Source organism: Sinomonas mesophila (genome assembly GCF_001999765.1).
Lineage (GTDB): Bacteria > Actinomycetota > Actinomycetes > Actinomycetales > Micrococcaceae > Sinomonas > Sinomonas mesophila.
Genome location: NZ_KV908323.1, coordinates 374,054 through 385,083, shown reverse-complemented (window position 1 = coordinate 385,083; position 11,030 = coordinate 374,054). Strand labels below are relative to the sequence as shown.

9 protein-coding genes and 1 tRNA gene are annotated in these 11,030 nt (G+C 70.7%); 6 read left to right on the top strand and 4 right to left on the bottom strand.

Annotated features, from left to right (window positions below; genetic code table 11):
* Positions 1 to 579 precede the first annotated feature (579 nt).
* The gene (locus tag BV907_RS03705; RefSeq protein WP_077488327.1) at positions 580 to 1,149 is read left to right on the top strand and encodes an AMIN-like domain-containing (lipo)protein; all 570 of its coding nucleotides are present in this window, start codon (positions 580 to 582) and stop codon (positions 1,147 to 1,149) included.
* Between the two features lie 86 nt (positions 1,150 to 1,235).
* Here the strand turns inward: BV907_RS03705 and arfA are convergent, their stop codons facing one another.
* Complete coding sequence (gene arfA / locus BV907_RS03700) at positions 1,236 to 2,777, bottom strand: arabinosylfuranosidase ArfA (RefSeq protein ID WP_077488325.1); 1,542 nt, start codon at positions 2,775 to 2,777, stop codon at positions 1,236 to 1,238.
* Between the two features lie 212 nt (positions 2,778 to 2,989).
* On the opposite strand from arfA, the gene BV907_RS03695 reads away from it, so the two are divergent.
* Positions 2,990 to 3,886 (top strand): arginase family protein, encoded by an 897-nt coding sequence (locus BV907_RS03695; RefSeq protein WP_077488323.1) that lies wholly within the window; start codon positions 2,990 to 2,992, stop codon positions 3,884 to 3,886.
* 199 nt (positions 3,887 to 4,085) lie between these two features.
* Here the strand turns inward: BV907_RS03695 and BV907_RS03690 are convergent, their stop codons facing one another.
* Both BV907_RS03690 and BV907_RS03685 read right to left on the bottom strand, forming a co-directional pair.
* Positions 4,086 to 5,156 carry a LacI family DNA-binding transcriptional regulator gene (locus BV907_RS03690; protein WP_245827771.1) on the bottom strand — a complete coding sequence of 357 codons (1,071 nt, stop codon included), beginning with the start codon at positions 5,154 to 5,156 and terminating at the stop codon, positions 4,086 to 4,088.
* Positions 5,157 to 5,237: 81 nt separating this feature from the next.
* Positions 5,238 to 5,630, bottom strand: a complete 393-nt coding sequence (locus tag BV907_RS03685; RefSeq protein WP_077488321.1) for an isochorismatase family protein — start codon at positions 5,628 to 5,630, stop codon at positions 5,238 to 5,240.
* A 214-nt stretch (positions 5,631 to 5,844) separates the two neighbouring features.
* On the opposite strand from BV907_RS03685, the gene BV907_RS03680 reads away from it, so the two are divergent.
* Genes BV907_RS03680 through BV907_RS03670 form a run of 3 tightly spaced genes read left to right on the top strand, consistent with a single transcriptional unit; the run spans position 5,845 to position 9,925 of the window.
* Positions 5,845 to 7,302: a glycogen synthase gene (locus tag BV907_RS03680; protein ID WP_245827783.1), complete on the top strand. Its 1,458-nt coding sequence runs from the start codon at positions 5,845 to 5,847 to the stop codon at positions 7,300 to 7,302.
* Positions 7,303 to 7,325: 23 nt separating this feature from the next.
* On the top strand, positions 7,326 to 8,774 hold the full coding sequence (locus BV907_RS03675) for a glycosyl hydrolase family 57 (RefSeq protein ID WP_077488319.1): 1,449 nt from the start codon (positions 7,326 to 7,328) through the stop codon (positions 8,772 to 8,774).
* Complete coding sequence (locus BV907_RS03670; RefSeq protein ID WP_077488317.1) at positions 8,774 to 9,925, top strand: polysaccharide deacetylase family protein; 1,152 nt, start codon at positions 8,774 to 8,776, stop codon at positions 9,923 to 9,925. The genes BV907_RS03675 and BV907_RS03670 overlap by 1 nt, the downstream gene beginning before the upstream one ends.
* A gap of 65 nt (positions 9,926 to 9,990) precedes the next feature.
* Here the strand turns inward: BV907_RS03670 and BV907_RS03665 are convergent.
* Positions 9,991 to 10,063, bottom strand: a tRNA-Lys gene (locus BV907_RS03665).
* Between the two features lie 162 nt (positions 10,064 to 10,225).
* Here BV907_RS03665 and BV907_RS03660 point away from each other — a divergent pair.
* Positions 10,226 to 10,882, top strand: coding sequence for a hypothetical protein (locus BV907_RS03660; protein ID WP_077488315.1), 657 nt, complete (start codon positions 10,226 to 10,228; stop codon positions 10,880 to 10,882).
* The last annotated feature ends 148 nt before the right edge of the window (positions 10,883 to 11,030 follow it).

Sequence of the window (11,030 nt, the reverse complement as noted above, 5' to 3'; positions counted from 1 at the left end):
GCGATCACTGTCCCCTCAAGCGCGCCGAGGCGCGCCGAATCGCGGAGCAGGCCAGAGCCAAAGAGGTATCGATCGCAGGCCTGAGACAGCGGCCGCGAGAGCGATGTGCGGATCTCATGCCGGACGTGCCGACGGTGCGAGCCGAGCGGGGCGGCCACAGGCCGCATTCCCTTCCAGCCGCCGGCTGTCCGGCGGTTTCCCCCTGGTTGGGATGAGACCCCGTCGGGGGTCTCGAGCATGACGGTAAACCCGGCCCCGAAGCTCGGTCAACGGGTTCGAATTACTTTGTACAGACGTTTTTTCCGACGATGGACAAAACGAGCGTGCTATCTCGACAGCTGCACAACCCGAGTTAATAACCACGCCTGCGATCCGCCCGTAATGACTACCACCGAGTAGGTCTCTAGAACTGCCTTGGCCGTGACCTGAATCGCCCGCTTTCCACCCCGTTCCGCGACGTCCTTCACGGTTGGGGAGCAATGGCCGCAACCCCATTCCAGCGCCTGCGAGGCCGGCCCTACGATCGGCTCATTCCCGCAGAATTCCGCGGGTCCAGCACCGCACCCTCAGGAACCAACCATGAACAAGACCCTCGCGGCGCTCGGCGCCGCAGCCCTCCTCATCGGCGGGCTCGGCGCAGCCGCCCCCGCCACCGCCGCCACCTCCAGCACGACGCCGTACTGCGGCATCACGTGGGGATCGCTCCCCAAGGTCGACGAGGAGTACTCGCAAGCCGCCCTCACCAACGTCCGAGCGGGCCGGCACGAGTGCTTCGACCGCCTCGTCCTGGACTTCTCGGGCGCCGTCGACGGCTACCGCATCGAGTACGTCGACGCCGTCGCCATGGACGGCAGCGGCCAGCTCGTCCCGCTGGCCGGCGGGGCCCGCCTGCGCATCGTGGCGCTGTCCCCGGCCCACGACACGAACTACCAGCCCACGTACTCCCCCGCCGACCCGGCCAACCTCGTCGACGTCAGCTGCTTCTCGACCTTCCGCCAGGTCGCCTGGGCCGGGAGCTTCGAGGGCCAGACGACGATCGGCCTCGGCGTCCGGGCGCGCCTGCCGTTCCGCGCCTTCATCCTCGACGGCGGGCCCGGCGGCACGGCGGGCGGCTCGCGCCTCATCGTGGACGTCGCGCACCGCTGGTGACGGTCAAGCGAACCGGTCGGCCCGCGCGGCACGAGCCTGAACGCCCGCTCGTGCCGCGCGGGCTGGCGGGTTGGGGGTCGGCGGCTCTACCCCAGGCGGAACATCGTCCAGCTCACGCGTGGCAGGACGGCGGTGAGCGTCCCGCCGTCGAGCGCCACGCCGTCGAGCGGGGCGGGCAGGACTGACGTCGCGTCCTCCTCGCTCGCGTGCCACAGCGGGTCCGGCCCCGTGTACGTGACGGCCTCGACGAGCCCGAGCCCGGCGAACGCTGTGAGGTCCACCGTGAGCGAGAGCGCCGCCTCGGTGCCGCGGTTCACGGCGAAGACGGTCACGGCCCCGGTCTCGGCGTCGTGCGTCGCGACGGCGGAGAGCGCGGGCACCTCGCCGTGCGCCGGAGAGGCGAACGACGGCGACTGGACCGCGACCTGGAGCACCTCGCCGCTCGCGTGGGCTGAGGTGAGCGCGAAGGGGTGGAACGTCGTCTGCCTCCACGCCGGCCCGTCCGGGGCCGTCATGATCGGCGCGATGACGTTGACGAGCTGGGCGAGCGAGGCCGAGTGGACGCGGTCCGTATGGCGCAGGAGCGTGATGAGCAGGTCGCCCACGACGACCGCGTCCGCGACCGTGTAGAGGTCCTCGAGCAAGGCGGGGGCCTCGGGCCAGTCGGAGCCGGTGGGCCCGGGGACGCGCGGGGAGGACATGTGCCAGACGTTCCACTCGTCGAAGGAGATGTGCACGTCCTTGTCGGACTTCTTGACGCTCTTGACGTGGTCGATGTGGGCGACGATGTCCCGGATGAACTGGTCCATGACGGCGCCCGCGGCAAGGTGGTCCTCGAGCGGGCCGCTGTGGTCAAAGTACTGGTGGGCCGAGATGTAGTCCACGACCTCGTAGGTCTCGGCCAGGACGGCGCGCTCCCACTCTCCGAAAGTGGGCATGGCGGGGCTCGAGCTGCCGCACGCGACGAGCCGGAGCTCATCCCCTCCCGCGAGGCGCATGGCCCGGGCCGTCTCGGCGGCGAGCCGGCCGTACACCTCGGCGGGCTTGTGGCCGATCTGCCACGGGCCGTCCATCTCGTTCCCGAGGCACCAGAACGTGACGCCATGCGGCTCCTCGGCGCCGTTCTTGCGGCGGAGGTCGGAGAGGGCGGTGCCGCGCGGGTGGTTGCAGTATTCGAGGATGTCGAGGGCCTCCTGGACGCCACGCGTGCCGAGGTTCACGGCCATCATCGGCTCGACGCCAGCCTTCGCGCACCAGCGCACGAAGTCGTCGAGACCCACCTGGTTCGTCTCGGTCGAATGCCAAGCAAGGTCGAGCCGTACGGGCCGCTCGACTTTGGGGCCGATCCCGTCCTCCCAGCGGTAGCCGGAGACGAAGTTGCCGCCGGGGTACCGGACCGTGCTCACGCCGAGCTCGCGCGTGAGCTCGAGGACGTCGCCACGCCAGCCGTCCTCGTCCGCCGTCGCGTGGCCGGGCTCGTAGATGCCGCCGTAGACACAGCGGCCGAGATGCTCGACGAACGCTCCGAACGTCTCGCGGCGCACGGGTCCGACGGCGAACGCGGGATTCACGGTGATCGTCGCCGTGATGATTGCCGCGGCGCCGGCCGGGCGGGGCGAGGGTGCCATGGGATCTCCTGTAAGCCTTGATCTGAGAATTTACAACGGGCCTGGGCTGGGGTGCACGCGACGGACAGTCGGCGTCGCCGTCTCGCACGACGGCGGGGCGGTTCTCCCCCCGGGACCCCGGCATCCGCTCCGAGTCCCCCTTGCCCTCACTCGGAGGCCTGCGTTTGAGTGGGTGGCGGGCCCACCACGCCCACGCCCAGGAGGAGGCACGCATGACCCGCACACACCCGTCCCCCAGCGCGCATCTTCGCCTCGTGTGGCCCCAGTGGCAGGGCGCCGGGACGTCGAGCGTGCGCGATCTCGCGCCGGAGTTCCCGTTCGACGACGCCCGCCGGGGCTACACGGTGGGCACGAGGGTGCTGCAGGCGGTGCTCCCCGAGCATGAGGGGCCGACCGCCGTCGTGCCCGTCGAGTTCGGCGACTCCGGCCTCGAGGAGCGGGACGGGGTCGAGGCCAAGGCCGCCATTCTGGAGCAGCTCGAGGCGGCCCTCTCGATCATCCGCCAGTACCGGCCGGAGCGGATCACGACCCTGGGCGGCGACTGCGGGGTCAGCGTGGCCCCCTTCTCCGCGCTCGCCGAGAGGCACGGCGACGATCTTGCCGTGCTGTGGGTCGACTCCCACCCGGACATCGGCACGGGCGATGGCGCGTACCCCGGGTACCACGCGATGGCCGTCTCGGCGCTCACGGGCCATGGCGATCCCGACGTCCTCCGCCGGCTCCCGGCGACGATCCCGCCGAGCCGCGTCGCTCTTGTCGGGATGCACGACTGGACAGACCGGTCCCTGCCCGCGGTCGCCGAGGCGTGGGGCCTGTCCGTCTTCCCGCCGGACGCGCTGCGCTCGGACAGCTCCGCGCTCCTCGACTGGCTGCGGGGCACCGCCGCCTCGCGCGTGGCCATCCACTTCGACGTCGACACGATCGACGCCGACGAGGTCCGGCTCGGCCTCGGCGCGGACCGCGGGGGGCTGACGAGCGCCCAGGTCCGCCGTGTCGTCGCCGAAGTCAGCGCCGAGGCGGAGGTCGTGGGCCTCACCGTCGCCGAGTTCTTCCCGCGTCAGGTGATGCACCTGAAGCAGATCCTCGCTGGCTTCCCCCTCCTCGGCTGAGCCGCCGCCCGGATGGCCTCGGCCGTCGGCCCCGGAGTCGGCGTGGGGGTAGGTCAGGTATCGCGTGCCGGAGGGCCGGTCCATTCCAGGGTTCCGGGTGGGGCGACCATCGACTCCATGCCTGCTGGTGGGCTGTCGCCAGTCGCGTTGTCAGTGCCGGCCTTGGCCGCGTCTGGTGCGCGTGTCCCGAGGAGTCGTGTCAGCCCCCGGGCGGTGCCGTCGTCTCGCGCACGACGAGCTCGGCGGGCACGGTCGCACCTGCGCCGTCCGCCGCGCCGTCCACCGCCCCGGCGCCGCCGTCTTCCTCCGCACGCGGTCCGGAGGCGCCCTCGATCTCCGCGAGGAGGACGGCGAGCGCGCGGCGGCCGAGCTCGGCGAAGTCCTGCCGCACGGTGGTCAGGGGCGGGATGAAGAAGGCCGCCTCGGGGAGGTCGTCGAAGCCCACGACCGAGAGCCGCCCGGGGACGTTGACCCCGCGCTCGCTCAGAGCGCGGAGGACGCCGAGGGCCATCTGGTCGTTCGCGACGAACACGGCCGTCGGCGCGTCCGGCCCGTCCAGCGCCTCGGCGAGCTCGAGTCCGATCCGGTACCCATCCGCCGCCGTCCAGTCCCCCTCGCGGCGCCACTGGTGCGCCGGTGCGCCGGCCTCGGCCAGCGCGTCCCGCCACCCGGCCTCGCGGGCGGCGGCGTCGATCCAGCCTGCCGGGCCCGCGACGTGCCCGATGCGGCGGTGACCGAGCCCCGCGAGATGCGCGACGGCGTCGTGCGCGCCCTGCTCCTGGTCGACGCGTGCGCCCGCGAGGCCCGGCTGGCCGTGCGCGCCGACGGCGACGAGCGGGACGCCGACGTCGAGCCCGCGCAGCGTCTCGAACGTGCCGGGGTGGGGCACGACGACGACGATCCCGTCCACCGCCTGGTCGCCGAAGTGCGCGAGGGCGTCGGCGATGTTCGAGGCCGTGACGTCGCGCAGCCCGGCGATGCTGACGAAGTAGCCGGCCTCGTGGGCCGCCTGCTCGACGCCCCAGAGCGTGCTCGAGGGGCCGAAGGCCGTGACCTCGCTGCCGAGCACGCCGATCGTCTGCGAGCGCCGTGTCACGAGGCTGCGGGCGGCCGTGTTGCGCCTGTAGCCGAGCTCGCGGATCGCGGCCTCGACGGCGGTCCGCGCCGCCTCGCTCACGTAGGGGTGCCCGTTGAGCACGCGCGAGACCGTCTGGTGCGAGACCCCGGCGGCCCGGGCGACGTCCTGCATGGTGGCGTGGCGCTGGGTCATGCCTCAACCCTAGCCGCGGGGCCAGCGGCGGCAGGGCCGAGGGAGTGGCAGCGAGCGTCCGTGAGCGTCAGGTCTCGCGCGTCAGCTCCCCCGCAGTCGCGCGATCGCCGCGGGCTGTGTGAGCTTCTCCTGGCGGTACTCCTCGAGGACGACGGCGAGCATCGCGTCCGCGCTCTCCGGCACGTCCGCGCCCATCGCCTCATCGGCGAAGGCGGCCCGGAGGTTGTACGCGTAGGCGTCCACCGCGGTCTGGGCGAGGCACAGGTGCGTCGAGACGCCCGCGAGCAGGACCGCGTCGGCACCCCACGTCTGCAGGCGCTGCAGCAGATCCGTCCCGGCGAAGGCGCTGTCGCGGTGCTTGACGAGCTGGGCAGGCCGTCGGCGTCGAGTTCGGGGAGCAGCCGCGCCTGCTCGGTGCCGCGGAACGCGAAGCCCTGCTCGTCGTCGAGCATGGACAGCGTCCAGGTCGAGCATGCCGACACACTATGCGGTGGGCCCGGTGGGCGAACCCTCAACCTGTTCACTACGTGGCCACCGGGCGTGTGACGTTGCCAGGTAGAACGTCGAGTGAATGATCGATGACCGGAAAGTCTCATCGGTCCTCGTGACGTCCAGCTCGTCTAAGGTGCCTAGTGTGACGATTGAGCTTTGACACAGAGTGCGGCGGGGGTGAGGCATGTACGTGGTGATGGTGGCGAGCGAGTGCGCGCCAGTGGCCAAGGCAGGGGGCCTGGGCGATGTGGTTTTCGGCCTGAGTCGTGAGCTGGAGCTCCGGGGCCACGCGGTGGAGATCGTGCTGCCCAAGTACGCAGGCATGCGGCATGAGGATGTCTACGGGTTGACCATCGACTACCACGACCTGTGGGTGCCGTGGCATGGGACGACGGTCCACTGCAGCGTGTGGTTCGGCTACGTGCATGGGCGGAAGTGCTTCTTCATCGAGCCGCATTCGGGCGAGGGGTTCTTCGACCGGGAGCTCCTGTACGGCTACCCCGATGACGTGGACCGCTTCACGTTCTTTTCCAAGGCCGCCTTGGAATACCTGTACAAGGCGGGGAAGCGCCCGGATGTGATCCATTGCCACGACTGGCAGACCGGTCTCGTCCCGGTGCTCTTGTATGAGCAGTACGGGCATGTGATGCCCGAGCAGCGCGTGTGCTACACGATCCACAACTTCCGCCACCAGGGCTTGACTGGCCCCCACGTGCTGTGGAGCACCCAGCTGGGCCGGCCTGACGATTTCCTGGACCGTGACCGCCTCGGCGACGACCAGGAGTTCCGGGCGGTGAACCTGATGAAGGGCGGGGTGGTGTACTCCAACTTCACCACCACGGTCTCACCCAACCATGCCGGCGAGGCCCGCTTCGGCGACGGCGGTGACGGGCTGGGACCAACTCTGGGGACGCATCAGGTCAAGTTCGGCGGGGTGCTCAACGGGGTGGACTATGACATCTGGAACCCTGAGATCGACCCCTTCCTCCCTGCCCGCTATTCGGCGGAGCAGCTCGAGGGCAAGTACGAGGCGAAGAGACGGCTGCGGGAACGGCTCTGGATGCGGGACACGTACAGCCCGATCGTGGCCTATGTGGGGCGCCTCGACGAGCAGAAGGGGATGCACCAGGTGCACCACGCCCTGTTCTACGCCCTGGAGAGGGGGGCGCAGTTCGTGCTCCTTGGAGACGGACTGCACCAAGGGATCAACGGGCACTTCCGGCATCTCAAGCACTACCTCAACGACAACCCGGATTGCCACCTGGAGATCGGATACGACGAGGAACTCGCGCACCTGATCTACGCGGGGGCGGACATGCTGGTGGTGCCCTCGATGTTCGAGCCCTGCGGGCTGACCCCCCTGATCGCCATGCGCTACGGGACCATCCCGGTGGTGCGGGCGGTGGGCGGCATGGTCGACACGGTCTTCGATCGGGACTTCTCGGACCGCCCGCACTGGCAGCGCAACGGATACACGTTCCACCAGAGCGACAACACCGCCATCGAGTCGGCGCTGGAACGTGCGTTCGGGCTGTGGTTCGACTACCCCGGCGAGTTCCGCCAGCTGATGCACAACGCGATGCGCAGCGACTACTCCTGGGCCCGCCCGGGTCAGGACTATGTCAACATCTACGACCACATCCGCCACAAGTAGCCCCGCCCAGGGGAGGGAAGCCAATGGACGCCATGGATGAGTACGTGGACGGCCTGCCGAACATCTGCGGTCAGGAGGACGTGGTCGCCCAGGCGATCGCGGCCGGCCGCGAGCCGCGGGCGTTCGACGGCGTGGACCTCGCCCACGCGGGCAGCGGCTTCGCCGTCGCACTGCATATGCACCAACCCCTGATTCCGGCCGGCGGGCAGGACCTGCAGAGCGCGGCGGTGATCTCGAACCTCGCGTGGATGATGGACCACCCCGACCAGGGCGACAACCACAACGCCCCGGTGTTCGCGGAGTGCTACAAGCGGATGGGCGAGTTCGTCCCCCAGCTCCTGGAGCGGGGGCTGGCGCCCCGGGTGATGCTGGACTACTCGGGCACCCTGCTGCACGGGATGCGCCAGATGGGCCGGCATGACGTGTTCGACGCGCTGGTCCGGATCACCCGCGACGACCCCTGGCGGGGCGCGGTGGAATGGCTGGGATCGACCTGGGGGCACGCGGTGGCCCCCTCCACCCCCGTCCAGGACTTCCGCCTGCATGTCCGCGCGTGGCAGCATCACTTCGCCGCCATCTTCGGCACCGAGGCCCTCGGCCGGGTCCGGGGCTTCTCCCCCGCCGAGATGGCCCTGCCGAACCAGCCCGATGTCGCCTACGAGTTCGTGCGGACGCTCGTCGAGTGCGGCTACGAGTGGGTCCTGGTCCAGGAGCACACCGTCGAGCGCCCCGACGGCTCCGCCGTCGACCGCCCGCATCTTCCGCACCGGCTCACCTGCACGAGCTCCCGCGGCGAAACCGCCACGATCACCGCGATCGTCAAGACCCAGGGCAGCGACACCAAGCTGGTCGGCCAGATGCAGCCCTACTACGAGGCCAAGGGCCTCGCACCCCTGCAGCTCGGCGGCCGGATGGTCCCGCCGCTCGTCACCCAGATTGCCGACGGCGAGAACGGGGGCGTGATGATGAACGAGTTCCCCCCCAAGTACTTCGACGTCATCGCCGAGTCCTCCGGCTCGTCCACGCCCGCTCTCAACGTCTCGGAGTATCTCGAGGGCCTCGCCGCCCTCGGCGTCGCCCCGGCAGACCTGCCGCCGATCCAGCCGGCGGGCCAGCACCGGGTGTGGGATCGGCTCACCCCGGGCGAGGGGCCCGAGCGGCTCAGGGAAGTCATCGACCAGCTCTCCGGCGAGGACGGCGGGTTCCACATGGACGGGGGCAGCTGGACCAACAACATCTCCTGGGTGTCCGGCTACGACAGCGTCCTCGCCCCGATGCAGCGGGCCAGCGCCCTCTTCAACGAGCGGTTCCTCACCGCCGGTGTGCCCAGCAGCGACCCCGCCTACAGGCGGGCCCTGTTCTACCTGCTGGCCTGCGAGACCAGCTGCTACCGCTACTGGGGCCAGGGCATCTGGACCGACTACGGCGCCGAGCTGGCCCGCCGCGCCATCGAAGCCTGCGAGGTGGCCTGATGGCCGGGCAGATCGACTTCGCCTCGGTGCTCAACTTGCACCAGCCGCCCGGCAACCTCGAGCACCTGCTCGAGACCGATCCGTGGGCCGCCCGGGAGATCCTCTACGCCCTCGACCGCATCCCCCGGTCCCTCTGGCCGTACGAGGACATCGGCCGAGTCCACCTCTCGATCTCGGGGACCCTGCTCGAGACGCTCGCGGATCCGGCCTTCCAGTCCCGCGTGTACGGGATCGTGGACTGCGGATCGCTGCTTTGGCACTGGCAGAACACGGCAATCATCGACGTCCTGGCCACCGCTCACTACCACCCCGTGCTCCCCCTCATTCCGGCCGAGGACTGGCCCGACCAGCTCCACGCGTGGCGCCGGGCGGCCGGACGGCTCTTCCCCCGCCCCCACACCGGCGGGTTCTGGCCGCCCGAGATGGGCTTCACCATGGAGCTCATCCCCCTCCTCCAGGCCATGGGCTACCGGTACGTGCTCGTCGACTCCGAGAACGTCGAGGCCGTCGACCCCATGCGCTGGGACGAGCTGCGCTACCGGCCCCATGTGGCGCGCCACGGCGGCGGCGAGATCATCGTCGTCGTGCGCGACCGGGAACTCTCCGACGCCCAGGAATCCGGAATGGATCCCGAGTGGTTCATCCGCGAGGTCACGGCCCGCACCCGGCACTGCGAGTTCACGCCCCTGGTCACCACCGCGACCGACGGCGACAACGGCGGATGGTTCAGGAACACGACCGCCGGCACCAACTTCTGGACCGGCTTCTACCAGCCCCTCCTCGACCGCGCCCGGAGCGGCACGGCAGGCGGCATCGCGCCCACCTTCATCACTGACCACCTCGCCAGCCACCCGCCCTATGGCGAGGTACGAGTGCGTGACGGGGCGTGGAACACCGGCTGGCACGACGGCCGCGGCTTCACGCAGTGGACCGGCGGCCCCGCCCAGCGCGACGCCCTCGCGCGCGTGCGGCAGGTCAGCCGGCAGCTTCACGCCGCCGCCACCCGGATCGGCCCGTCCGACCCCGGCCTCGAACTGGCCCGCCGCCATCTCCTCCAAGCCCAGACCAGCTGCAACTTCTTCTGGGGCGACGCCTGGCTCGGCCGTTGCCATGGCGAACTCGACGAAGCGACCGCCATCATGCCAACCTGATCGCAGCCAGCTCCGCTTTCCGACCAGGCATCACTCGAGCCTCGCTCGTTGCCCGCAGATCCCGGTGGGCCCCGTGGGCCTCGAACCCACGACCCGCGGATTAAAAGTCCGCTGCTCTACCAACTGAGCTAGAGGCCCGGCCCGGCGCATAGCCGGACACCAGTACTCTAGCGCAGCAGCCCGGTCTCCCGGGCCCCGGCCCCGCTCCCTGGGCCCGCCAAGGCTCGCTGCCCGCCGGGACGGTCCGTGCGCGGGACCCTTCGCGTGGGCAGCCACGGGCAACAGGAGTACCGTACTGGCATGAGCGAGCAAGGCATGTCACCCGCCGGCGGACCGGTCAGGCACCACAAGCCCAAGCCGTTCGCGCCGATCGACTTCGAGCCCTTCGCCGGGGGTGCCGATCCCGCCCGCGTCTCGGAGGCGGCGCACCTTGCGGCCCAGGCCCTCGTGCACCGCGGCCGCGAGAGCGAGGACCCCGAGGTCACCCGGCGGCTCGTCCGCCTCGCCGACGAGCAGGGCCTCGAGGCCATCGCCGAGATGTGGGCCGAGAGCCCGGCCCGCTCCCTCCCCGGCGCGCTGTGGCGCCTCTACGCCCTCCGGGCCGCGACGAAGAAGGACCCGGAGCGCGTCTCCGTCTACTTCAAGGCCGGCAAGGACACCGCCCAGGTCTCGCACGTTGTTGCCGGCGTGGCCGAGCCGCCCGGCGCGGACGAACTCACGACGATGGCGGACGCGATCCTCTCCGGGGCGTTCGACGGCGACTTCGACGTCGCGCTCGAACGCTCGGCGGCGTTCTGCCGCGTCGTCGCGCTCGGCCAGGCGACCCTCGCCGACAGCGCCGAGTGGGCCAACTCGCAGCACGCGACCAAGCTCACCAAGAGCGCCCACCAGCTGGTCAAGACGGCCGAAGACCTCGAAGCCTCGGCCAAGGCGTGGCGCCGGGGCCAGCTCGACTGAGGCGCCCGCGGGCCCTGCCCTAGCCTCCGGGCCCGGAATCGTCAAGGTTGACTCGACCCCGGGGCGAGAGGAAGACTGAAGGTGGCGTCGGACCGTGGCAGCCCCGGGCTCCAACTTTTAGCCGCCTAGAGCGGCCTTCCGCCGAGAG